Here is a 23040-nt window from a genome sequence, read left to right as displayed (position 1 = left end):
TCAGATCCTCTCGGGTAGGGCCGGCGCGCGGCCCGTGAGATAGGCGGTCGCCATGGTGGCGATCCACTGGTAGGTGACGTCCTCGTCGGCAGAGAACGGGCCCGGCCGGTAGCCGCGCGAGGAGACCCCGCGCTGCACGCCCTCGCAGGCCGACCAGTCCTGGCGGTTGGTGAGGTCCCAGAAGTCGACGGCGTAGGCGACGTCGGTGGTGCCCGGCGGGAACAGCCACTGGCAGGTGACTCTGGTCCGGTCGGCGCTGACCGGTTCGAGCACGTGCGTCATGACGTAGTCGGGGTGCATGCTGAGCAGCAGGTTGGGGAAGAGCTGCACGTATTCCACGATGCGCAGCCGGTCGCCGGTGATGCCCGGCAGCGGGCCCGCGCCGGAGGCGCCGTCCATGGACATGGTCTGGGCGCCTTCGATCAGGTCCATCTTGCCGCCGGCCCAGAGTCCTGCCGGGCGGTAGTTGTCGCCGCTGTCGGGCGGGGAAATGCGGCACAGTTCGGGGTGGATGGCGGGGCAGTGGTAGCACTCGTGGTAGTTCTCCACGGCCAGTTTCCAGTTGGCGTTCAGCTCGTAGTCGTGCGAGGCGGCGACCTCCAGGTCCGCCATGCCGTACGGGGCGGCGATCTCCTCAAGACCGGCCAGGTAGTCGCCGATCGGCGGCGCGTCGCCGGACGCGTTCACGAAGACGAAGCCGTGCCATTCGACCACCGGCACCGGCACCAGGCCGAGCTTCGGCGGTTCGGCCCGCGGGATCCGGTGCAGGTCGCCGCGCAGGTCGTAGACCCAGTTGTGGTACGGGCAGGCGATGAACCGGCCGGTGGCGCTGGAGCCGCACGGCAGCAGCTCGTGCCCCCGGTGCCGGCACACGTTGTAGAACCCGCGCAGCGTGCCGTCCTCGTCCCGGACCAGCAGCACCGAGTCGTCGCCGACGGCCACCGCCATCCGGGACCGTGGCCCGAGCGTGGTCGCCCGGCCGGCGCAGACCCAGCCGCCGCCGAAGACGACCCGCCGCTCCCAGGCCAGCACGTCGTCACTGGTGTACGCGTCCCTGGGCAGCATCATGCCCGGCGGCTCCAGGCAGGCCCGGACGGCGTCGAGGTCGAGGGGCGCCGTGTTCATCTCCACCACTTCCTGTCGTTGAGGATGCGCTTTCCGCACAGATATCCGGCGATGCCGGTCACGCCGCCACCGCCGTGGGTGGCCGAAGAGCACTGGTAGAGCCCCTTGACGGGGGTCGTGTAGTCGGCGAAACCGGGCGCGGGCCGCAGGTGGAAGAGCTGGTCCGGGGAGAGTTCGCCGTGGAAGATGTTGCCGCCGACCAGGCCGTACTCCTCGGCCATCTGGTGCGGGCCGATCACCTGGCGGTGCAGCACGGACGCCTTGAAGCCGGGGGCGAGCTGGTCGTAGCCCTCGATGACGCGGTCGGCGTAGGCGTCCAGCTCCTCGGTGTGCGGTTCGTCGGCCCAGGTGTGCGGGACCCACTGGGTGAACATCGACATGATGTGGGTGCCGTCGGGGCAGAGGGTGCGGTCCAGGGTGGACGGGATCACGCTGTCGCTGAAGGGGGCGGTGGCGGCGCGGCCGGCGCGGGCGTCCTGGAAGGCCTGCTCGAGGTATTCGATGGAGTGACAGAGCTCGACCGAGCCGCTGAGCTGCTCGGGCGTCAGATCCGGGTTCGCGGTGAACCTCGGAAGTTCGGAAAGAGCCACATTGATCTTGACGACGCCGCTGCGGGAGCGCCATCGTTCGATGTCGGCGACGAAATCGGCCGGGAGGTGGGCGCGGTCCAGCTGGTCCAGGAAGGTGATCCTCGGGTGGGTGGCGGCGACGACCGTGCCGGCCCTGAACTCGCGGCCGTCCCGGAGCGCGACGCCGGTGACCCTGCCGTCCGCGACCAGGATGCGCTCCACCCGGGCGTCGGTGAGCACGGTCGCGCCGAAAGCCTCGGCCGAGCGGCGGATCGCGGCGCTGACCGCGCCCATGCCGCCGACCGGGTAACCCCAGCTGCCCATCTTGCCGTCGCCGACGTCGCCGATCGTGTGGTGCATCATCACGTAGGCGGTGCCTGGCTCGGCCGGGCCGGCCCAGGTGCCGATCACGCCGTTGATCGCCATCATGCCCTTGACCTCGGGCGACTCGAACCACTCGTCGAGCAGGTCGGCGACCGACATGGTGAACAGGCGGACCGCGTCGGCGGTGCCCCTGGTGGACAGGCCGCGCATGCCCCAGGCCAGCCGGAGCTGGGCCAGCAGGTCGCGCGGGCGGGTGGAGCCGACGTTCGGCGGGGTCTTCATGAGCAGCGGGGAGAGCACGTCGCCGATGCCGCGCAGCCACGCCTCGTATTTCGGCATGTTCTCGGCGTCCTTCTTGCTGAAGGAGGCGAGCTGGGCGTGTTCGTGGGCGGGGTCGCCGGTCTCGGTGAGCAGCGACCTGCCGTCGGGGAACGGCACGAAACTCGGGCCCATCGGGATGACCTGGTAGCCGTGCTCCGGCAGCCGCAGGTCGTTGAGGATCGTCGGGGGCATCAGGCTCATGACGTACGAGAGCGCGGTCACCTTGAAGTCGGGACCCCAGGGGGTCTCGGTGGTGGCGGCTCCGCCGGTCACCGGACGGGATTCGAGCACGAGCGGCTTGAGGCCCGCGCGGGCGAGATAGGCGGCGGCGACGAGGCCGTTGTGGCCTCCGCCGATGACGATGGCGTCGTAGGTGGGCTTCAGGTTCAGGTCCACTGCCGGAACCCCTTCTGCGCGGCGTTACGACCCGGAAAACTTGTGTCCGCAAGCCTTGTGGCCTTTGGTCCTCAGCGACAGACTAACTGGGCAACCAGTCAGTCTGGCAAGAGGTGATTTGGGTTCCAGAAGAGAGACCGCCATGCCCCCCTCGATAGATAGACGCAAGTTTCTGCTGGTCAGCGCCCTCGCGAGCGTGACGGCCGCGTGCGGATCAGATCGGTCCAGAAGACCGTCCGCCGCCTCCGCGGTTCCGCTCAGCCGGACCGATTCACCGGCCGCGCTCCCCCTCCACGACGACGTGCCGATGATCGCCAACGGGCTGTCGCCCGAAAAAGGTGGCACACTGAAGTTGCTCAACTACGCCGAGTACATTTCCCCGGATGTGGTGAAAAAGTTCGGTAAGGAGCACGGGGTTGAGGTGGAGATCACCACCTTCAACACGCAGGAGGAGGCGATCGCGAAGCTGCGCAACGCGGGCGCCAGTTTCGATGTGTGGTTCCCGACGCCGGACGTGATCGCCAAGGCGGCGGTGGGCAAGCTGCTGCAGCCGCTGAACAAGACCTACATCGGCAATCTGGGCAATGCCTGGCCGCAGTTGCAGAACCCGTTCTACGACGAGGGCGCGCGGTATTCGGTGCCGTACAACGCGTATACGACCGGGGTCGGGTATCGGGCCGACAAGGTGTCCGACGTGACCGGGTATGACCTGTTGTGGAATCCGGCATACAAGGGCAAGGCGTATCTGATCGATGATCCGCGTGAGGCGCTGGCGCTGGCCATGCTGAAGAACGGGTCGATCGAGATCAACACCGAGGATCCGGCGAAGATCGCGCAGGCGGGGGCCTGGCTGACCGAGCTGGTCGGCCTGATGAACATCAAGATCGGGCTCACCGCGTTCCAGTACGTGCCCGAGGGCCAGGCGACCGTGCACCACTGCTGGTCCGGGGACATGATCAACGCGCAGTCGTACCTGCCGAAGGGGGTCGACGCCGACGTCATCGGCTACTGGTACCCGCCCGACACCACCGGCGTGGTCGGCACCGACAGCATCGCCATCCCGCGGAGCGCGACCAAGCCCGTGCTCGCGCACCTGCTGCTCAACCACCTGCTGGACAACGGGATCGGCCAGGAGAACTTCTCCTACACCGGCTACCAGCCCGCGCTCACCGTGATCACCCCCGAGAAGATGGTCACCGACGAGTTCGTCACCGACCAGCTCAAGACCGCGATCGTCACCCCGGAGGTGTACGCGCGCAGCCAGCAGATCTTCCAGATCAGCCCCGCCGGCGACGCCCTCTGGAACGACACCTGGGCCAAGTTCAAGGCAGGCCAATGACGCGAGGGGGCCGCACCGGGCTGTGGGCGGCGCTGGCCGCCCCCGGCACGCTGTGGATCCTCGCCCTGTTCGCGGTGCCGTTCTACGCGGTCGCCGCCGTGGCCTTCGGCTACACCGACCCGGTGTTCAACGCGCCGATCCCGGAGTGGGATCCGCGCTACTGGGACTTCACCGCGTTCGGGCAGATCCTGCGGGAGTCGATCTCCGGGGACCTGCGGCCGGTGTTCCTGCGCACGCTGATCTACGTGCTGGTGGCGCTGGCCGTCTGCGTGCTGGTCGGGTATCCGGTGGCGTACTACCTGGCCAGGCACGCCGGGCGGCGGCGCGGCCTGCTGCTGGCGCTGATCCTGGCGCCGTGGTGGGTCAACTACATCACCCGGATGCTGGCCTGGCTGAACCTGCTCCAGGACGACGGTTACGTCAACGACCTGCTGCTGCTCACCCGGCTGGTGGACGAGCCGGTGCGCTGGCTGTCCGGCAACCCGGTGACGGTGGTGCTCGCCCTCGTGTACGGCTACATCCCGTTCTTCATCGTGCCGCTGTTCTCCTCGCTGGACCGGATCGACGAGCGGCTGCTGGAGGCGGCCCGGGATCTCGGCTGCTCGGGACGGCGGGCGTTCTGGCACATCACGCTGCCGCTGTCCCGGTCCGGGCTGATGACGGCGGGAGCGATCACGGCACTGCCGATGTTCGGCGACTACTACACGAACACCCTCGTTTCGGGCTCCCCCACCACCACGATGGTCGCCAACCAGATCGAGTTCTACCTGCTCGGCGGTTCGCGCAAGGAGCTCGGCGCGTCGCTGGTGCTGCTCATGTCGGCGCTGCTGATGGTGCTGATGGCGTACTACCTGGTCGCGTCGCGGCGGGCCGAGGAGGTAGGGGCGTGAGACGGCGGCCGATCTTCCTGGCCACGCTGACCTGGGCGTACGTGGTGTGGTCGCTGGTGCCGGTGCTGATCGCGATCCAGTTCTCGTTCAACGACGGCAAGTCGCGCAGCACCTGGCAGGGCTTCTCCACCCAGTGGTACTTCGGCGGGAGCGGCTCGGTGGCCGAGGATCCCTCGCTCCGGCTGGCGCTGTACAACAGCCTGATCCTGGCCGTGCTGACCACGCTGGTCGCGACGCCGCTGGGGGTGGCGATGGCGCTCGGGCTGGCCCGCTGGAAGGGCAGGACCAGCCGGGCCGCCAACGGCCTGATGCTGCTGCCGCTGGCCACGCCCGAGATCGTGATGGGCAGCGCGCTCTACCTGGTGTTCACCAATCTGTACCTGTTCATCCCGCTGGGGCTGCCGGCGCAGGTGCTGGGGCATGTGACGTTCTCGGTGTCGTACGTGGTGGTGATCGTCCGGTCGCGGCTGGCCTCGATCGGCGGGGACTACGAGGACGCGGCCCGCGACCTGGGCTGCAACCGGGTCCAGGCGCTCCGGCTGATCCTGCTGCCGCTGCTGGCTCCCGCCGTGTTCGCCGGCGCCATGATCGTCTTCGCCTCGTCGATGGACGACTTCGTGATCTCGGCCTTCCTGTCCCCCGACGCGTCCTCGGCGACCGTTCCGATCAAGCTGTACACGGCGGTGCGGAACGCGCCCTCCCCCGCGCTCAACGCCCTCGCCACCCTGCTGCTGGTCGGCTCGGCCGTGGCTCTCGTCCTGGCCTGGCTGGTGCTGCGCCGCCGTACGGGCACCAAGGCGCTGGAGGAGATGGCCTCGTTCTAGACTTCTGACGTCGCCCCCCGATGGATGGGGGTGCGGATGAACTGGTTCATGCGGGAGATCGTCGACCCGGGGAAGCTCCGGCTGTTCTGCTTCTTCGTGGCGTTCATCCTCGCCTTCCTGTTCATCCGGATCAGCGTGCGCATGATCAGGGCGCAGGTGACGTGGTGGCCCGGCAACATCACGCCCGGCGGCACCCACCTTCACCATGTCGTGTTCGGCCTGGTCTTCATGTGCCTGGGCGGCATCGGGGGGCTGGCCGTCACCGACAGCGGCTCGCTCACCGCCGCCGTCCTGGCCGCGGTCTTCGGTGTCGGCACCGCCCTCGTTCTCGACGAGTTCGCGCTGGTCCTGCATCTGGAGGACGTCTACTGGGCCGAGGACGGGCGGGTCTCGGTGGACGCCGTGTTCGTCGCGGCGGCGCTGTGCGGCCTGGGGCTGCTCGGCGTCAGCCCGTTCGAGATCGGCGACACCTTCACGCGGGACGGCGGGACGCTCACGCATCCCGAGGTCGCCCTGATCATCGGCACCAACGTGCTGTTCGCCGCGCTCAGCCTGGCCAAGGGCAAGATCTGGACCGGTCTGCTCGGCATCTACCTGACGCCGCTCGCCCTGATCGGGGCCATCCGCCTGGCCCGGCCCAGTTCCCCGTGGGCTCGGTGGCGTTACCAGCACAAGCCCCACAAGCTGGCCCGAGCCCAGTGGCGTGAGCGGCGCATCCGCGAACCCGTCGAGCGGTTCAAGCGCGCGCTCCAGGACTTTCTGGCGGGTCGTCCTTCGCCGTGAACGCCAGCGCGGCGGCCCAGCAGGCGACGGGGATCATCGGGAGCACGTAGCGGTGGTCGAAGTCGAGGACCGCGACAGGAGCCATGAGGAGAAACATCGCCGTGGTGAAGGGCAGGGCCGCGGTCCGGGGGCGTCGGATCGCGGCGTAGGCGCCGATGAGGAGGATGGCGGCGATCATCGGGCCGCGCAGGTAGGCGGGGTACTGGTAGGCGATCAGGAAGCTCGCGTAGGGGTCGACACTTTGGATGCCCCGGATGTCGGAGTAGTTCTGGCGGGCCTGGTAGACCAGCGGCTGGGGCGGGAGGGTCTGGGCGCCGTGGGCGAAGCCGAAGGCGGGGGTGACGCGGGCGGGGTGCGGGACGGGGGTCCAGGCGAAGGTTATGGCGGTGTCCCTGAGGACCTCGCTGAGGTAGTCGAAGGGCTGGGCGGTGATGGCGCGGATGGCGAAACTCCGGGCCAGGGCGTTGTGGGCGAACCGGCCGCCGGGGAGGCGGTTGATGGCGGCGTCAGGGTCCCAGACGTATTCGGAGGCGGCGTCCTGGACGGCTTCGGTGGGGCAGAGGCGGGCCTCCTCGGGTGGGGGATCGATCACGCGGCAGTCGGCGAAGGTCATCGTTCTGGCCCAGAGAGCAACGCCGTCGGCGCCGCTGAGGGCGAAACGGCCGTGGTGGGCTTGGTACCAGGTGGCGTACAGGAGCAGGGGGATCGTGCCGGCCAGGGTGAAGGTGAGGGCGGCGCGCCAGTGGCGGCGTACCAGCAGGAAGACCAGGACCAGCAGGATCAGCGGGACCGCCACCGTGCGGGTGAGGCCCGCGAGGGCGAGCAGCAGGCCGGCGGCCAGGGGGCTGCGGTCCGCGATCGCGAGGGCGGCGACGATCAGGAAGATGAACAGGGTGTCGGAGAGCACGGCGTGTTCGAGGCGGAGGAAGGAGGCGTCGAACAGGAGGGGGACGGCGGCGAGGGTGGCGCCCCAGGCGGGGAGACGGTGGCGGCGCAGGGAGGCGTAGATGATCAGGCCGGTGGCCAGGCCGAGCGCGTGCTGGACCGCCGCCACGACGGTCACGCTGGCGAAGGGCGCGAGCAGGCGCAGGAACAGGGGATAGCCGACCGGGTGGAAGGTGGCGGACGGGCGGAGATGCCGCGCGGTGTCCAGGTAGGTGAACGAGTCGTACCAGTACAGCTGGGCGGGCGGGTAGCCGAGCATGGTGATCACGCGAAGCACTGCGGCGGCCAGCAGCACGGCGATAAAGAGCCGATGATGGGATGACCGGATATTTTCGGGCAGCGCGGAGCGAACCTCGGTGAGCATGAATCAGTCCTTAGGAGGAGAGGTCAGCAGGCGTCGGTGGCCGCGGACCGGGTCGCCCCGACGAAGAACAGCACGGTGTCGTCGGAGTACGCGCGGCCTTCGTGGACGAACCAGGAGCCCGGCGGATCCAACTCCAGCCCGGCCTTCAGGTCCACCCACTTGACGTGGCGCACACCCCGGACGGTCATCAGCGATCCGACCTCCGACACCGTCCGGTTGACGAACGGGACGCAGTGCAGGAGTTCGCCGGGCATGTCCAGATTGGCGGCGGACCGGTAGACCTCGCCGGGCTGGGCCGGGCGGCCGAGCCTGATCACGGTCTGGACCCTGGCCGTCACGGGGATCCGGATGCCCAGCACGCAGGGCTCCGACGCGGCGCACGGACCCAGCGGCTCGATCCGGCCGGGACCCGACGACCAGGGCAACTCGGGACCGGCGGCGTCCGGCGGCGTGGCGGTTCCGTCGTCGATGATGGAGCCGACGCGGCTGGGCGAGACCGGCAGGGTGTGGAACTGGATCGGCACTCCCGCCGAGCGCAACTCGGCGTTGAAGACGGTGGGATCCGCGTACATGTCCTTCACCACGACGGTGAAGAACGCGCCCTCGCGCTGGATGTCCAGGGCCGCCTGCGCGGGAGCCGTCAGCGCCCAGGCCAGGACCACCGCGAACACCGCCGGCACCAGGGCCATGGTCTTGCGGCGGCGAATCCGGGCGGCCGGGACGGGCATGGCGGCCGGCATCCTGGTGATCTCGTCGAGGAGCTCGCGCGCGCCCGGAGTCAGCCCGGGGCCCGGGTCGCGGGCCAGGCGGGACACTATCCGGTCCAGGTCGGTCGTCATGACTGGCCCTCCGCTAGCTTGACGGCGCGCGAGCCGTACCTGGACAGATCCAGACCGGCCGAGTCGAGTTCCCTGGCCAGCCGTTTCCTGGCGCGGTGCAGCCGAAGGCGTACCGCGCCCCGGGAGCAGCCGACGACGGTCGCGATCTCGGGCGCGCTCAGTCCCTCCCAGCTGACCAGCGACAACAGCTCACGGTCAGCGGCGCTCAGCCGCCCGAACGCGGCCCGCACCGCGCCCTGATCCGTGGGAGGCGCGTCCTCATCCCAGACCGTCAACTCCGCCCGGAGCCGATCCGCCAGCGCCGACCGGCGCGACTCGCCACGGCGCTGGTTGGCCAGAACCCTTCGGGCGACGCCGTACAACCAGAGCCGGCCCTCCGACCCGGGCGGCAGCTCATCGATGCGCCGCCAGGCGGTGGTGAAGGTCTCCGCCAGCGCATCCGCCGCATCATCCGGCGACTCGGTACGGCGACGCACATAAGCCAATAAATCCGGATAGTGCGCATGGTAGAGCTCGTCGAACCGTTCTCTGAGACCCACATCGCACCCTTCCAGAGCTGACACGTCATTCCTACACATGTCCGGAAAAGCACGGGTGTTTCATCCTCGGACCAGTTGACGTGGGTATCACGGGCAAATGTCAGGCGATCACCTGGCGGACGCCGCGGCGTTCCAGGGAGCGCGCGATGATCAGGCGCTGGATCTCGCTGGTGCCCTCCCAGATGCGGTCCACCCGGAGTTCGCGCAGGAAGCGCTCCGCCACGTTGGTACGGATGTATCCACGTCCGCCGAAGGTCTGCACCGCGCGGTCGGCGCACCGGTAGGCGGCCTCGCTGGCGAAGAGCTTGGCGATCGACGCCTTCGCGTGCACGATCTTCCGGTCCGCGCCGGAGTCGGCCAGTGCGGCGACCTCGTGGACCAGCAGCCGGGCCGCGGCGGCGTCGGCGGCCGAGTCGGCCAGCGGGAAGGCGACTCCCTGATGGTCGATCAGGCGCGCTCCTCCCTGCTCGCGGCCTCCGGCCCAGGCGACCGCCTCTTCCAGCAGCCGCCCCATGGCGGCGACGCAGTGCACGGCGATGCCCAGGCGCTCCTCCACGAACCAGTTCTGCTGCAGCGCGTCCGCCTGCCCGAGCCCGCCGAGTACCGCGTCCCCCGGCACGCGTACATCGGTCAGCCGCACCGTCGGATGGCCGTGCGGAAAGGTGTGCGTGAACAGGGGCTCATCCACGAACTCCAGGCCCTCGGTGTCCGCGTCCACGATGAACAGCGTCGGCCCATGCCCCTCGACCACCGCCACCACGATGTGCGCGGCGGCCACATCCCCGCTCGTCACGAACCATTTCTCACCGTTGAGAAGCCACCCGTCCCCGTCCGGTACGGCCGTGGTCGTGATCCCCGAAGGATCCGAACCGGCGTGCTCCTCGGTGACGGCGTACGACACCCAGGCGTCCCCGCGCAGTGCGGGCCGGAGATAGCGCTCGATCTGGTCCGGTGTTCCCGCTGCCAGCACGTTGTACGCGTCCGGCACCCACCACCACAGCCCGTTGGTGTTCCGCCCGAGTTGCTCGTGCACCATCACGTAGTCCACCGTCGACCAGCCCTGACCCCCGTGCTCGGGCGCGTGCCGCCCGCCATTGAGCCGAGCCGCGACGGCGGCCTTCATGATCTCCCGGACGTCCTCCTCCGGCAGCCGCCCGCCAGCCCGCTCCGCGGCCTCCTCCCGCGGAATCAGCACGTCATCCACGAACGCCCTGGCCCGCTCCCCCAACTCGGCCTGCTCCGCCGTCACCCGAACCAGCGACATCTCACACTCCCAAATAACTGATTGGTCACCCAGTCAAATAGGCAGGCGAAGCACCTGTCAAGAGCATCGGCGCATGGCCGGACGGCAGAGCCTGGGAGCCGGCCCGAGGGTGGCGATCACAGCCGTCCGCTTGAGTCGCGCCGCCGGAGGCTGTCGCGGCGGTTGTGACGGGATCGCGGCTTTGCCGGATCCGACCCTGTTGCCCGCAGGAGCGCGTTTCCTTACAAGATAGAAGGTGTGAAATTTGCTGATATCCAGCGGCGCGCGGATCGCTTGCACATCATCACCCTGGTTACGGGAGCCGCCGCCTTCATATCGGCGCTCGCCCTTCCCATCCATGTGGCGTGGAGGCTGCTGATAGCCGCCCTCATCGCGGTCATCGGGTCCGCTTACGTCCATTTGGCCCAGAAGAAGATGCGTCTAAACCTCAGGAGGGTCGAGGAAGAAGAGTGGGCCGCGAAGTGGGAGGACCCCGAGATCCCGGGTTCCGAAGACGCGACGTCCGTCAGACCGTGAACGTGGCCGAGTGCGGCGGGCAATTTGATCGCCGTCGCCGGCTGACCAGCAGGTCGGTCGCGGCCCACCGTTGATGAATGGGCAGGTTCACAGGTCGCGGGCGTCGATCACCTGGTCAGCGGCCGAGCCTGTCGGGTCAGGCGGGGAAGGCGGATCTGGGGATGCCGACCTCGTGGGTGGCCGCGATGCGGGCGTGTTCGAGGAGGCGTTTGCGGGACATCGCGCCCGAGTGCAGGGTGTAGCGGACGACGAGGCCGTCGAGCATGCCGTCGAGGCGTTCGGCGGCGCCCATGGGGTCGTCGCAGAAGAATTCGCCCTTTTGCACGCCTTCGGAGATGACCTCGGCGAGTATCTCGATCCAGCCGCCCTCGAGTTCGAGGAGGATCTCGCGGACGTGGGGCTCGCGGACGCCGAGCGCCCAGGCGTCCAGCCAGAGGATCCAGCTCTGGTCGGAGCGCGAACTGGGGATGTAGTAGCGCAGCACCCGGTCGAGGCGCTGCACGGCCGTGCCGGGGCCGGCGATTATCTCGCGGAGCCGTCTGACCTCGGTTTCCGAGGTGGCTCGGAGCATCGCGGTGATGAGATCGTCTTTGGTGGCGAAATGGTAATGGATCAATCCACCACTGACATTGGTGGCCTTCGCGATGTCGGCGACCCGAGTGCTCGCCAGGCCACGCTCCAGCACGACACGCCGGGCGGCGTCCAGCAGTTCGGCCCGGCGCTGATCAGCCTGATCGGCCCGGCTACTCCGGGCGCCCTCCGCACTGCGCACGCCGCCAAGACTACCGCAGCGATCGGTGGCATAAGGGCTGTGGATACAACCCTACCCTTGACGGTTGACTGGTCAACCAACCAGTGTGGTTAGGGTGAAACCCGCACGACTGCTCGCGCCCAGGTCCGTCGCCGTGGTCGGCGCTTCCACCCGTCCCGGCTCGTACGGAAACCAGGCCGTGGCCAACCTGGTCAGCGCGGGTTTCCCCGGCCCGGTGTTCGGCGTGCATCCCACGGCGGCGGAGGTGTACGGGGTTCCGTGCGTTCCCCGGATCTCGGATCTGCCGCTGGCTCCGGACGCGCTGGTCATCGCCACTCCGGCGGCCAGTGTGCCCGCGCTGGTGGCCGAGGCGGGAGCGTACGGGTGCGGGGGCGCGGTCGTCCTGGCCGCCGGATTCGCCGAGATCGCCGGAGGCCGGGAACTCCAGGATGAACTGGCCCGGCAGGCCCTGCGCCATCGGCTGCCGATCTGCGGACCGAACGGAAACGGGATCGTGTCCGTGGTCAACCGGGCGCCGCTCTGGGGTGACGCGTACAACGCCCGGCGCCCCGGGCCGGTCGCGCTGGTCTCCCAGAGCGGAAACGTGGCGGTCAACGCCCTCCTCAGCAGCCGGGCGCTCGGCCTGCACACGGTCATCTCCTGCGGCAACCAGGCCGTCCTGGACGCGGCCGACTATCTGACCGCCCTCGCCGAACTCGACGGCGTCCGCTCGGTAGCCCTCTACTTGGAAGACGAAGGCGACGGCCACCGCCTCGCCACCGCCCTCGCCGATTGCATCGACCAAGGCATCGGCATCGCAGTCCTCAAAGCAGGCACCAGCGCCCTCGGCGCCTCAGCCGCAGCCGCCCACACCGGCTCCGTGGCCGGCGACGCCCGCATCCTCCGCGCCCTGATCGAGGAAGCCGGCGGCGCGTGGGCCCACAACCCTCACGAACTCCTCGAACTAGCCAAAACCCTCGCCACCCCCCGACGATCGTTCCTCAAAAGAACCAACCCCCCTCCGCAAACGGCTGGCCACCGACCTGCTTCCCTGGCGCTGAGGGCCGGTGTTCTCGTGGTCACCTGCTCGGGTGGGGATGCCGCCACGGCGGCCGACGAGGCGGAGAGGCTCGGGGTGTACCTGCCGGAGTTGTCCCCGGCCACTGTTGAGGCGCTCGGGGAATTGTTGCCGCCGACGGCCACTGCTGGGAATCCACTCGATTACACGGCGGTGATCTTCGGGGAGACCGAACGGACGGCCGATCTCATCACGGTCGGCGCACGGGATGATGCCGTCGGCCCCGTTCTGGTCTACTACGACCGGCCCGCCGAGATGACCGAGGACGCGGCCGAGAGCTGGGACGCGGCACTCAACGGCGTCATCCTGGCCGCCTCGCGTCTGGACCAACCGGTCATCGTCGCCTCAACCCTCCCCGAACTCATGCCCGAGGACACCGCCGAACGCCTGGCCAGCCACGGCATCGTCCCCGTAGCCGGCCTCAGCGAAGGCATCCTGTGCGCGGGCGCACTCACCACACCGCCCCCAGACGCTGCCCGCCTTCGCGCCATTGCGGCCAACCAGGCGGCGAATACTCCCCGGCCGAAATCCCCTGTCGGAGCCCCAAGGACACCGGAAGGTTCAAGTTGGGCAGCCAACGATGCTCCCGCACAACCGGTCCCCACCGCTGGATCGACCCGGCTAGACCCAGAATCGGGCTCTGCCGTCGGGTCGGACGGGGTCCTCGCGGAGGTGAGTTCTGTGGCCACGGGATCGAGTGAGGTGGAGGAGAACTTTGGGTGGATGGCTGAGCATGAGGCCAAGGGGATGTTGGCGCGGTGGGGGTTGGCTGTGCCTCGGGGGCGGGTGGTGGGGGATGCGGATGAGGCTGTGAGGGCTGCTGGGGAGTTGGGGGGGCCGGTGGCGGTGAAGGTGAGTTCGCCGTTTATCCAGCACAAGTCGGAAATTTCGGGGCTTGTGTTGGGGGTCGAGGGGGAGGGTGTTCGGGAGGCGTTCCGGAGGGTGAGTGGGGTGTTGCCGACGGCTGGCGGGGTGGGGGGTGTGGTGCTGGTTGAGGAGATGGTGGTGGCGGGGGTTGAGGTGATGGTCGCGGTGCGGCGGGATGGGGTGGTGCCGGTGCTGGTGGTCGCGTTGGGGGGTGTGTGGGTGGAGATCTTTGATGATGTGGTGGTGGTTCCGTTGCCTGCTGATCCGGATCGGATTGAGCGGGCGGTGCGCCGGTTGAAGGCCGCTCCCCTGCTGGTCGGCGGCAGGGGGCGGCCGGCGGGGGATGTGCGTGGCCTGGCCGAGCTCGCCGCGACGGTGGGCGAGATGGCGATGGCGGAAGGGCTGGAGCTCGTGGAGCTCAATCCTGTTTTCGTCAGGCCTGATGGTGTGACTGTGGTCGATGCGGTCATTCGCCGGGGAACCTGAGCGGGCGCGCCGGTGTAGGGAGGGTATGAGACGACGCGATTTCCTGGCGGTCTGTGGTGGCGTTGCCTTGGTGGGAGCGTGCGGCGGCCCGGAGGCTCCGAAGGCGGTCACCGTCCCGGGTCAGGTGCTCTATGCGGACACGAAGTCCGGCCTGTCCGTACTCGACACCGGAACCGGTCTGGCGCTCGCGGCGGCGACGATCGCCGACGCGAGATGGGATCGGCTCTACACGCTCGACGGCGGTTCGATCGTCACGCTGGACGGGGTGACTGGTCGTGAGCTCGCGAGAACCACCGCGCCCGACGCCGAATTAGTCCGTACCATCTCGAACTCTGGCAGAAGAGTTGTTCTGGGCGACCCGCCGCTGCCGTCCCCCTACGGCAAGCCCGGCCGCGCCGAGACCCGGCTGGTCGTCGCGGACCCCACCGGTGCCTGGCCCGCGAAGACCTTCACGCTCAAGGGCAACTACGAACCGGACGCCTTCTCCGCCGACGACGGCTTCCTGTTCGTCGTGGACTATCTGCCGGCGACCGAACCCGAGGGCTACCGCGTCCGCATGCTCAACCTGACCGACGGCTCCGTCGGCCCGGTCCTGACCCGGACGAAACAGGTCGTTCCCGAAGGCGCGGAAGAGATCATGCGCGGGGACGGACGGCTCGGCGTCCCGTCCCCGATCGGCGACCGCCTCTACACGCTGTACACCCACCAGCCCGACCACCTGCACACCCGCGACCTGGTCGCGGGCCGCTCCACCGGCGTGCACGCCTTCGTCCACGTCCTCAGCCTGACCGAACACTGGGCCTACTGCCTGGACCTCCCGGAGCCCTTCGGCCACGGCCCGGCCGAAGGCCACACCATCACAGTCTCCGGCTCCGCCCTGTACGTCTTCGACACCGCCGGCGGCCGAGCCATCCGCGCAGAAACCCCGGACCTGATGGAAATCCGCGAAGCCACCATCCCCAAGACAACCGGCCCCGCCTTCGCCACGTCCACCTCCGGCACCCTCCACCTCGCCACCGCCGACTCGCTCTACACCCTCGACCCCGACTCCCTCTCCGCCCACCGCACCGGCCCCACCCCCGGCACCCCCCGCGGCCTCACCCCGGGCCCGGCGGGCACCCTCTGGCTGGGCATCACCGACGGAGCCGTCCAACTCGACGCCCAATCCGGCAAGGAACTGGCCCGCGTCGAAATCCCCGGCCTGATCACCCTCAGCCACGCACAACCAAGCGTTTAGACACGTCCGGGGCCATGCGGCAGCAGGATCGTGACCAGGGTGCCGCCGCCCGGCGGGGAGGTCAGTGTCACCTCGCCGCCGGCGTCCTTGACCGCCTGGGCGACGATGGCCAGGCCCAGCCCGGACCCGGGCAGGCTGCGCGCCGAGGGTGAGCGCCAGAACCGGTCGAACACATGCGGCAGCTCGTCGGCCGGGATGCCGGGGCCCTCGTCGAGGACGGTGAGTTCGCCGTCGCGCAGGCGGACGGTCACCGTGCCCCCGGACGGGCTGAACTTCACCGCGTTGTCGAGCACGTTCACGGCCGCCCGCGCCAGGCCCCGGGCGTCCCCGTGCATCGGCCACGGCCGCAGCTCCACCTCGAACCGCAGGCCGGGACCGCGCAGCCGGGCCCGTTCCACGGCCGCCGCGACGACCTCGTGGAACTCGACGTCGGTGGAGAGCTCGCCGGTCTCGGCGTTCCTGGACAGTTCCAGCAGGTCGCCGATGAGACTGGACATCTCCTCGAACTGCTCCTTCACGCTGACCAGCAGCCGCCGTTTGGCGTCCGGATCGAGTGGCCGCCCGGTGTTCTCGCTCCGCAGCAGCAGGTCGATGTTGGCGCGCAGGCTGGTCAGCGGCGTCCGCAGCTCGTGCCCCGCGTCCGAGATGAGCTGCCGCTGACGTTCCCGCGAACTGGACAGAGCAGTCGTCATCGTATTGAACGAGGTGCTCAGCCGGGCGATCTCATCGGTCCCCTCGACGGGGATCCGTACCTCCAGATCGTCGGTACGGGCGATGTGTTCCACCGCACTCGTCAACCGCCCGACAGGCCGCAGAGCAGTACGAGCCAGCCAAAGACCGGCCAGCGCGGCCCCGAGCACCCCGACGGCGGACACGACGGCGAGGACCGCGCCGAGGACCCGGAGCCCGGCGTCCATGTCCTCGACCGAGCGGAACGTGCTGACGGCGACGCCGGGGTGCGGGCGGCACTGCACGGTGTAGACGAGCACCGGCGTGCCGTCGTCGGTGACGGCGCTGCGGGTGATGGGCTCGCCGCCCAGTGCCAGCGCCATCTCCGCCGGGGTGGGCGTGACCTGCGCGTACCCGCCGGAGCAGACCCGGCCGTCGGCGCGGATGACCTGCCAGCCCCGCCCGGACGGATCCCATTTGGGCGCGCCGCCGAGGCTGTGCCCGCACGCCTCCAGCGCCCATTCGACCTGGTCGGCGGGGACCGGCCGTTCGATCGACTCGATGATCTGGCGGCGCAGCAGGTTGTGCACGACCAGCCAGCTGGCTCCGGCGCAGACGGCGATGGCGACCGCGACGGCGACCGCGATGAGCAGGGTCAGCCGCCCGCGCAGGCTCACGGGGTGGCCCGGAGCACGTACCCGACGCCGCGCACGGTGTGGATCAGCCGGGGCCGTTCACCGGCTTCGGTCTTGCGGCGCAGGTACATCACGTACACGTCGAGGGAGTTGGAGGAGGGTTCGAAGTCGAAGCCCCACACCTGGCTGAGGATCTGCTCGCGGGTGAGGACCTGGCGGGGGTGGGCGAGGAAGAGTTCGAGCAGCAGGTATTCGGTCCTGGTCAGGTCGAGACGGCGGCCGTCCCTGGTGACCTCACGGCTGGCAGGGTCCATCCGCAATCCGTCATAGGCCAGCACCGCGTCACTCGCCGGGGTGGACAGCGCGCTGCGGCGCAGCAGCGCCCGGACCCGGGCGAACAGCTCGTCCAGTTCGAACGGTTTGACCAGGTAGTCGTCCGCGCCCGCGTCCAGCCCTGACACCCGGTCGCCGACCGCGTCCCTGGCGGTGAGCATCAGCACGGGCACGTGGTTCCCGCCCTGCCGGAGCCGGCGGCACGCGGTCAGCCCGTCCAGGCGCGGCATCATGACGTCGAGCAGCACCGCGTTGTACGGCTCACGCGCCAGTTCCCCCAGCGCGGTCTGCCCGTCGGCCACGGTGACGACCTGGTAGCCCTCGAACTCCAGGCTGCTCCGCAGCGCCTCCCGCAGCGCGGGTTCGTCGTCCACGACCAGCAGCCGGGCGCTCTCTTCGCTCACGCGCCCCACCGTAGCGAGAGTCCATGAGAGCAGCCTTAACCCAGCACCGCCATCGCCGCGTTATGCCCGGGAATTCCCGACACGCCGCCGCCGCGCCTGGCCCCGGCCCCGCAGAGCAGCAGCCGCTCGTGCGCGGTCTCCACCCCCCACCTGCCGTCCGCGCCGGACTCGGCGAACGGCCAGCTCAGGTCGCGGTGGAAGATGTGCCCGCCGGGTAGCCCCGCCTCGCGTTCCAGGTCGACCGGCGTCTTGGCCTCCAGGCACAGCTCCCCGGCCGGGGTCCTGAGCAGGCAGGACTCGATCGGCTCGGCGAGCACGCTGTCGATGGAGGCGATCGTCCGGCGCAGCGCCTCCTCCTTGGCGCCGTCCCGGCCGAACAGCCGGGCCGGCATGTGCAGCCCGAACAGCGTCATCGTCTGCGCCCCGGACGCCCGCAGATCCGCGCCCAGGATGGACGGATCGGTCAGCGAGTGGCAGTAGACCTCGGCGGGCGGCAGCTCGGGCACGAGTCCCGCGGCGGCCTGCGCGTAGGCGGCGGCGAGCTGGTCGCGGCTCTCGTTGATGTGGAAGGTCCCGCTGAACGCCTCCCGGGGGTCGACCGCGGGGTCCTTCAGCCGGGGCAGCCGGGACAGCACCATGTTGACCTTCAGCTGGGCCCCCTCGGGCCGCTCCGGCGTCTCGCCGAGCAGCCGGGCCAGCACGGCGGGCGGCAGGTTGGCCAGCACGTGCCCGCCGGTCACCACGTGCTCCCCCGCCGAGTCCCGGAAGGTGACCTCCCCGGTCGCCGGATCGATGGCCACCACCTCGGCCCCGGTACGGATCTCCGCCCCGCTGGCCCGCGCGATCTCCGCCAGCCCGCCGGACACCGCCCCCATCCCGCCGACGGGGACGTTCCAGTCGCCGGTCCCGTCCCCGACCACGTGATAGAGGAAACACTTGTTGGCCAGCAGATCCACGTCCGGGTCGGCGAAGGTCCCGATCAGCGCGTCGGTCAGCACCACGCCGCGCACGGTGTCGTCGCCGAACCGCTCGCCGACCACCGCCCCGATCGGCCGCTCGAACAGGTCACGCCACGCCTCGTCGTCGGCCACGACCTTCCGCAGCCCGGCCCGGTCGGTCAGCGGCTCCAGCAGCGTCGGCGCGACCCGCGCGGCCACGTCGGCGGTCATCGCGTAGAACCGGCGCCACGCGTCCAGATCCTTGGTCCCGCCGGTGACGGCCGCGAACGAGGCCTCGGTACGGCCGGCGTCCCCGTTGTCCACCAGCAGCCCGGTCTCCCCCACCGGCGTGTACGAGGCGAACCGCCGCGTCTTCAGCTCCAGCGCCAGCCCGAGATCCCGCACCACCTTGGTCGGCAGCAGGCTCACCAGGTAGGAGTACCTGGAGACCCTGGCGTCCACGCCAGGAAACGCCTGCGCCGACACGGCCAGCCCGCCCAGGTGCCCGAACCGTTCCAGCACCAGCACCCGCCGCCCGGCCTTGGCCAGATAGGCCGCCGCGACCAGCCCGTTGTGCCCGCCGCCCGCGACGACGACGTCATACCGCGAAACCTGCATGTCTCGTGTCCTTCACCTCAGGAGTTACCGGGATTCGAAATGGCCCGGTGTTCTCAGAGGCCGGTCTGCCAGTGGGGGTCGGGGCGGAGTGCGCGCACGGCGAGGGACACCATGTCCCCGACAGTACAACGGGCGCTAAATTGTGGCCAGAGTCCGATTTGCGCTGGTCCAACGGATGAAACTGACCGGTTACTCAGCGCGTTGGACGAGTGGCCTGCCACTGCCTAGCGTGAGAAGCCGCGACCTACCGACTGGAGAGTCATGATCAAGCGTTCCGACGAAGTGGCGACCGCGCTGGCCGAGGGCAGGCCGGTGGTCGCGCTGGAGTCGACGATCATCTCGCACGGCCTGCCGCAGCCGCGCAACCTGAAGGTGGCGGCCGAACTGGAGGAGATCGTCCGGGCGGGCGGCGCGGTCCCGGCGACGATCGCGGTGCTGGACGGCGTGCCCAGGGCCGGCCTGGACAAGTCCGAGCTCGAACGTATCGCCACCGAGCCGGGCCTGCGCAAGCTGGGCTTCCGCGACCTGGCCCCGGCCGGCGCGCTCGGCGTGAGCGGCGCGACCACGGTGTCGGCGACCTCGTTCCTGGCCGCGCGCGCCGGGATCCGGGTGTTCGCGACCGGCGGCCTGGGCGGCGTGCACCGCGGCTGGACCAGCGTCCAGGACGAGTCAGCCGACCTGGACACGCTGAGCCGGACCCGGATCACGGTGGTCTGCGCGGGCGTGAAGTCGATCCTGGACGTCCCCGCCACCCTGCAGCGCCTGGAGACCCGCCAGGTGGCCGTGGTCGGCTACCGCACCGGCGAGTTCCCCGGCTTCTACCTGACCACCTCCGGCGAGCCGGTCGACTGGCGGATCGAGTCCGCCGCCGAAGCCGCCGAGATCATGCGCGCCCAGGACCGCCTCGGCGGCCCCGAGACCGCCCTGATCGTCGCCAACCCGGTCCCCGAGACGGAACAGCTCGATCCCGAACTGCACGACCGGGTCCTCGCCGAGGCGCTGCTCGCCGCCGAAGCCCGGGGCGTCACCGGCCAGGCGATCACCCCGTTCCTGCTCGAATACCTGGTCCGGGCGACCTCCGGCGCCTCGCTGGAGGCCAACCTGGCGGCCGTCCGCGGCAACGTCGCCCTGGCGACCGAGATCGCGACCGCCTGGACGGCCTGATCGTGGGCCTGCTGGTGATCGGCGACGTGGTGACCGACGTCGTCGCCCTGCACCACGCGCCGGTCCGCGGCGGCACCGACACCGAGGCCGACATCGCGCTGCGCCCGGGCGGCTCCGGCGCCAACACCGCCGCCTGGGCCGCCCACCTGGGCGCGGACGCCCGCCTGCTGGCCCGGGCAGGCTACGACACCGCCGACTGGCACCGCGCCGAACTGGTCAGAGCCGGGGTCCGCCCGCATCTGACGGTCGACCGGGAGCACCCCACCGCCGTGGTCATCGCGATGGTGGACGCCACCGGCGAACGCTCGTTCCTCACCAACCGGGGCGCCAGCCGCCAGCTCGGCCCGGCCGACTGGTCCGACGACCTGCTCGACGGCGTACGGCACCTGCACCTGTCGGCCTACACCCTGTTCGCGACACCGGGCCTCGAACTGGTCAGAGTCGCAATTCAGGCGGCAAAGGGACAAGGCGTGACGATCAGTGTGGATCCTGCCTCGACCGGATTCCTCCGAGATTTCGGTGTAGCCCGATTCCTCCGTGAGACCGCTGAGGCGAGTATCGTCATCCCCAACCGGGACGAGGCACTCCTGCTGACCGGCGAGACCGAACCAGAGGCCGCTGCGGCATCGCTCAGCGACCGGTACGGCACGGCCGCCGTGAAGCTCGGAGCAGCAGGCGCGCTCCTCGCCGAACATGGCGGGATCGTGTCGCGCGCCCCGTGCCGGACGCTGGGCGTGCCCGGAGAGACCGTCTCCCCGACGGTCGACACCACGGGCGCGGGTGACGCTTTCGCGGCGGGATTCCTCGCCGCCAGGCTGGCCGGATTTCCGGCCCCGGAGAGTGTGGAAGCCGGTTGCCGCGCAGGTGCGGAGGCGGTCGGCGGAGTAGGCGGACGGCCCCGCGGCCGTTCCGCGCCGAGAGAAGCTTTACCCTATTGACACCAATTGATAGCTTGCGGCGTAAGCTGCACCATTAGCAACAAGCGTCACTCTCGGGAGGGTACGGTCAACCGATGGACGCCGAGTCAACGATCTGCCTGAGCGATCTGGTTCCGGCCCTGCGCTGGTCCCGGCCCCAGCAGGTCGCCGAGGTGCTGGCCGATCCCCGGCTGCCCGGCGGCTGGTGGGGTTCGGTGGCGCTCGGCCGTGCCCTGGGGACGACCGGTCTCGACTGGCTCTGTGAGCGGCTGGCCCGGCTGGCGGTGAGCCGGTGGGATCACGTCGCGCTGACCGATCTGCTGCCCGCCCTGCAGGTGCACTCGGTGGACCCGGCGCTGCCCGGCTGGCCGGAACCGGCCAAATCGGTGATCACCGGGCTCGGTGGCTGGCATCGGCTGCGGCGGCTCACGCCCGGCGATCTGCAGGGGCCCTCGATCCCCGCGACGCCCGAATCGGTCCTCACCATCGTGTTCCGCGAGATCTTCGGCCACATCCGGATCGACGCGCCGCTGGCCGATCTGCCGTACCCGGCGGAGGCCGCGCAGGCGGCTCCGGTCGTGGCCACGCCGCCGGTCGCCACCGTGGTGCCGCGCCAGGCTCTGACGCGGCGGCCCGCGGGGTATCCGACCGGCGAGTTCGCCGCCCCGGCCCAGGCTCCGGCCGCGCGCAACGGGCGTGCCGTCGAGACCGGGCCGATGCCGGCGGTTCCCGCCGCTCCGGCGGCCAGTGCGCCCGTGGCCGTACCGGCCCCCGCACCGCAGCCGCAGCCGAAGCCGGAGCCGCCGCTGGCCGCGCCCGTGTCGGCGAGCGAGCATCCGATGGTCTCCCTGGTGGACAGCCTGTTCCGGGAGTGGAACGCGCTGGAGCGTTCGGTCGCGGCCGAGCGGCTGTTCGCCGCCGAGCCGATCAGCCTGCGCGGGCTCGCCCACCAGCTGAACGTGGACAGGGACGTGCTGTCCCAGGCGCAGCGGGCCGCCGAGGAGCGCGTGCTGCACTGGCTGCGCTCGCCCGACTCGGCCGCGCTGACCGGGCACCTGTTCGGCCTCACCGAGTGGCTCGGCGCCGCCGCCACCCAGGAGCAGCTGATCGGGGCCGACCCGTCGCACCCGATCGAGGTGCCCTCGCTCCGTACCCAGCTGTGGCGGGTGCTGGTCACCCTCATGCCGGACCGGCGGCTCCAGGACGGCTGGCTGGTCGTCGGCGACCTGGGCGGCCTGCGGGACAGGACCAGGCAGGTCCTGGCCGGCAAGAACGGCGACTCCGACGTGATCGAGCTGCTCGGCCAGCTCGGCATCAGGGCCCACTCGGCGAAAGCCTGGATGGAGTCGATGCCGACGACGGCCCCGCAGCACCCGAGGCAGGGCGCCGCGAGCAACGGGCAGGCCGGTCCCGACCCGATGTCGCCGCTGCCGCGCCGCACCCCTGGCGCCAACGGGCACCAGCAGCGGGGCGGCATGCCGATACCGTCTATGGCGAACAGCGGCCCCGACCCGGCGACCGCGCTGGCCGCGCTCAACGCGCTGACCGGCCAGTCGCCGCGCCCGCACCTGGTGCCGAGCCCGCGGACCACCGCGAGCCCGTCCTCCGACCCGCGCCGCTGGCAGCGCATCGACGTGACCAGCGGCCACCTCAGGGGCGAGCCGGTGGCCGTGCCGGAGGGGTACGCCGCCCAGCTCGGGATGCGTCCCGGGACCCTGCTGTCGGTCACCGGGCCCGGCGACAACGCGGTCGTGCTGGTCTGGCGGGACCGCCAGCCGGTCTTCGACTCGCTCCAGCCGGTCCTGATGCGCCTGAACGCCCGCCCAGGCGACTCCGTCTACGTGACCGTGGACGGATACCGCCTGGACGCCCAGCTAACGTCCTGATAAATCCTGACGCGCCCGG

General features: G+C 70.2%; 20 protein-coding genes. 10 read left to right on the top strand and 10 right to left on the bottom strand.

Annotated elements, in window-relative coordinates; all coding sequences use genetic code 11:
* On the bottom strand, positions 1-1125 hold the full coding sequence (locus Acor_RS03560) for an aromatic ring-hydroxylating oxygenase subunit alpha (RefSeq protein ID WP_155335065.1): 1125 nt from the start codon (positions 1123-1125) through the stop codon (positions 1-3).
* Entirely contained in the window at positions 1122-2735 is a 1614-nt protein-coding gene (locus tag Acor_RS03555) for a phytoene desaturase family protein (RefSeq protein WP_218034111.1), read from the bottom strand. Before Acor_RS03555 ends, Acor_RS03560 begins: the two co-directional genes overlap by 4 nt.
* A gap of 142 nt (positions 2736-2877) precedes the next feature.
* Between Acor_RS03555 and Acor_RS03550 the strand changes: the two genes are divergently transcribed.
* The 4 genes from Acor_RS03550 to Acor_RS03535 are packed head-to-tail and all read left to right on the top strand — an operon-like array spanning position 2878 to position 6571.
* Positions 2878-4074, top strand: a complete 1197-nt coding sequence (locus Acor_RS03550) for a polyamine ABC transporter substrate-binding protein (RefSeq protein WP_155335064.1) — start codon at positions 2878-2880, stop codon at positions 4072-4074.
* On the top strand, positions 4071-4964 hold the full coding sequence (locus tag Acor_RS03545) for an ABC transporter permease (RefSeq protein ID WP_155335063.1): 894 nt from the start codon (positions 4071-4073) through the stop codon (positions 4962-4964). Before Acor_RS03550 ends, Acor_RS03545 begins: the two co-directional genes overlap by 4 nt.
* Entirely contained in the window at positions 4961-5788 is an 828-nt protein-coding gene (locus tag Acor_RS03540; protein ID WP_155335062.1) for an ABC transporter permease, read from the top strand. The genes Acor_RS03545 and Acor_RS03540 overlap by 4 nt, the downstream gene beginning before the upstream one ends.
* A 36-nt stretch (positions 5789-5824) precedes the next feature.
* Positions 5825-6571: a hypothetical protein gene (locus tag Acor_RS03535; RefSeq protein ID WP_246238398.1), complete on the top strand. Its 747-nt coding sequence runs from the start codon at positions 5825-5827 to the stop codon at positions 6569-6571.
* Here the strand turns inward: Acor_RS03535 and Acor_RS03530 are convergent.
* The 4 genes from Acor_RS03530 to Acor_RS03515 all read right to left on the bottom strand — a co-directional run bounded on the left by Acor_RS03530 (position 6525) and on the right by Acor_RS03515 (position 10522).
* Positions 6525-7880 (bottom strand): hypothetical protein, encoded by a 1356-nt coding sequence (locus tag Acor_RS03530; RefSeq protein WP_155335060.1) that lies wholly within the window; start codon positions 7878-7880, stop codon positions 6525-6527. The two genes, Acor_RS03535 and Acor_RS03530, sit on opposite strands and share 47 nt — an antisense overlap.
* A 23-nt stretch (positions 7881-7903) precedes the next feature.
* Positions 7904-8719 (bottom strand): hypothetical protein, encoded by an 816-nt coding sequence (locus tag Acor_RS03525; RefSeq protein WP_155335059.1) that lies wholly within the window; start codon positions 8717-8719, stop codon positions 7904-7906.
* Positions 8716-9258: an RNA polymerase sigma factor gene (locus Acor_RS03520; RefSeq protein ID WP_246238397.1), complete on the bottom strand. Its 543-nt coding sequence runs from the start codon at positions 9256-9258 to the stop codon at positions 8716-8718. Before Acor_RS03520 ends, Acor_RS03525 begins: the two co-directional genes overlap by 4 nt.
* A gap of 100 nt (positions 9259-9358) precedes the next feature.
* Positions 9359-10522: an acyl-CoA dehydrogenase family protein gene (locus Acor_RS03515; protein ID WP_155335057.1), complete on the bottom strand. Its 1164-nt coding sequence runs from the start codon at positions 10520-10522 to the stop codon at positions 9359-9361.
* A 237-nt stretch (positions 10523-10759) separates the two neighbouring features.
* Here Acor_RS03515 and Acor_RS03510 point away from each other — a divergent pair, with 237 nt between their 5' ends.
* A complete protein-coding gene (locus tag Acor_RS03510; RefSeq protein WP_155335056.1) occupies positions 10760-11038 on the top strand; it encodes a hypothetical protein in 279 nt (92 codons plus the stop codon).
* A gap of 136 nt (positions 11039-11174) precedes the next feature.
* Here the strand turns inward: Acor_RS03510 and Acor_RS03505 are convergent, their stop codons facing one another.
* Complete coding sequence (locus Acor_RS03505; RefSeq protein WP_155335055.1) at positions 11175-11810, bottom strand: TetR/AcrR family transcriptional regulator; 636 nt, start codon at positions 11808-11810, stop codon at positions 11175-11177.
* Between the two features lie 94 nt (positions 11811-11904).
* Between Acor_RS03505 and Acor_RS03500 the strand changes: the two genes are divergently transcribed.
* Both Acor_RS03500 and Acor_RS03495 read left to right on the top strand, forming a co-directional pair.
* Positions 11905-14220 carry an acetate--CoA ligase family protein gene (locus Acor_RS03500; protein ID WP_170316776.1) on the top strand — a complete coding sequence of 772 codons (2316 nt, stop codon included), beginning with the start codon at positions 11905-11907 and terminating at the stop codon, positions 14218-14220.
* 25 nt (positions 14221-14245) lie between these two features.
* A complete protein-coding gene (locus Acor_RS03495; protein WP_155335053.1) occupies positions 14246-15457 on the top strand; it encodes an NHL repeat-containing protein in 1212 nt (403 codons plus the stop codon).
* Here Acor_RS03495 and Acor_RS03490 read toward each other — a convergent pair.
* From Acor_RS03490 to Acor_RS03480, 3 genes are read right to left on the bottom strand one after another with little or no spacing between them, the layout of a single operon-like run.
* The gene (locus Acor_RS03490) at positions 15454-16803 is read right to left on the bottom strand and encodes a sensor histidine kinase (protein WP_155335052.1); all 1350 of its coding nucleotides are present in this window, start codon (positions 16801-16803) and stop codon (positions 15454-15456) included. The genes Acor_RS03495 and Acor_RS03490 overlap by 4 nt on opposite strands.
* Complete coding sequence (locus Acor_RS03485; RefSeq protein ID WP_170316775.1) at positions 16800-17498, bottom strand: response regulator transcription factor; 699 nt, start codon at positions 17496-17498, stop codon at positions 16800-16802. Before Acor_RS03485 ends, Acor_RS03490 begins: the two co-directional genes overlap by 4 nt.
* A gap of 35 nt (positions 17499-17533) precedes the next feature.
* Positions 17534-19054, bottom strand: a complete 1521-nt coding sequence (locus tag Acor_RS03480; protein ID WP_155335051.1) for a phytoene desaturase family protein — start codon at positions 19052-19054, stop codon at positions 17534-17536.
* Between the two features lie 261 nt (positions 19055-19315).
* On the opposite strand from Acor_RS03480, the gene Acor_RS03475 reads away from it, so the two are divergent.
* The 3 genes from Acor_RS03475 to Acor_RS03465 all read left to right on the top strand — a co-directional run bounded on the left by Acor_RS03475 (position 19316) and on the right by Acor_RS03465 (position 23021).
* The gene (locus Acor_RS03475) at positions 19316-20218 is read left to right on the top strand and encodes a pseudouridine-5'-phosphate glycosidase (protein ID WP_155335050.1); all 903 of its coding nucleotides are present in this window, start codon (positions 19316-19318) and stop codon (positions 20216-20218) included.
* A gap of 2 nt (positions 20219-20220) precedes the next feature.
* A complete protein-coding gene (locus tag Acor_RS03470; RefSeq protein WP_246238396.1) occupies positions 20221-21156 on the top strand; it encodes a carbohydrate kinase family protein in 936 nt (311 codons plus the stop codon).
* Positions 21157-21230: 74 nt separating this feature from the next.
* Positions 21231-23021 (top strand): hypothetical protein, encoded by a 1791-nt coding sequence (locus tag Acor_RS03465; RefSeq protein ID WP_155335048.1) that lies wholly within the window; start codon positions 21231-21233, stop codon positions 23019-23021.
* Positions 23022-23040: the final 19 nt, after the last annotated feature.

It is taken from the genome of Acrocarpospora corrugata (assembly GCF_009687845.1).
GTDB lineage: Bacteria > Actinomycetota > Actinomycetes > Streptosporangiales > Streptosporangiaceae > Acrocarpospora > Acrocarpospora corrugata.
The sequence above is the reverse complement of the archived record's forward strand: the minus strand, read 5'-3'. Positions and strand labels throughout refer to the sequence as shown.

Excerpts from the sequence above, each read along its gene's own strand:
- Acor_RS03525 (WP_155335059.1), bottom strand. The coding sequence starts at position 8,719 with ATGACGACCGACCTGGACCGGATAGTGTCCCGCCTGGCCCGCGACCCG.
- Acor_RS03465 (WP_155335048.1), top strand. The coding sequence starts at position 21,231 with ATGGACGCCGAGTCAACGATCTGCCTGAGCGATCTGGTTCCGGCCCTG.
- Acor_RS03480 (WP_155335051.1), bottom strand. The coding sequence starts at position 19,054 with ATGCAGGTTTCGCGGTATGACGTCGTCGTCGCGGGCGGCGGGCACAAC.
- Acor_RS03495 (WP_155335053.1), top strand. The coding sequence starts at position 14,246 with ATGAGACGACGCGATTTCCTGGCGGTCTGTGGTGGCGTTGCCTTGGTG.
- Acor_RS03475 (WP_155335050.1), top strand. The coding sequence starts at position 19,316 with ATGATCAAGCGTTCCGACGAAGTGGCGACCGCGCTGGCCGAGGGCAGG.
- Acor_RS03515 (WP_155335057.1), bottom strand. The coding sequence starts at position 10,522 with ATGTCGCTGGTTCGGGTGACGGCGGAGCAGGCCGAGTTGGGGGAGCGG.
- Acor_RS03545 (WP_155335063.1), top strand. The coding sequence starts at position 4,071 with ATGACGCGAGGGGGCCGCACCGGGCTGTGGGCGGCGCTGGCCGCCCCC.
- Acor_RS03535 (WP_246238398.1), top strand. The coding sequence starts at position 5,825 with ATGAACTGGTTCATGCGGGAGATCGTCGACCCGGGGAAGCTCCGGCTG.
- Acor_RS03560 (WP_155335065.1), bottom strand. The coding sequence starts at position 1,125 with ATGAACACGGCGCCCCTCGACCTCGACGCCGTCCGGGCCTGCCTGGAG.
- Acor_RS03550 (WP_155335064.1), top strand. The coding sequence starts at position 2,878 with ATGCCCCCCTCGATAGATAGACGCAAGTTTCTGCTGGTCAGCGCCCTC.
- Acor_RS03530 (WP_155335060.1), bottom strand. The coding sequence starts at position 7,880 with ATGCTCACCGAGGTTCGCTCCGCGCTGCCCGAAAATATCCGGTCATCC.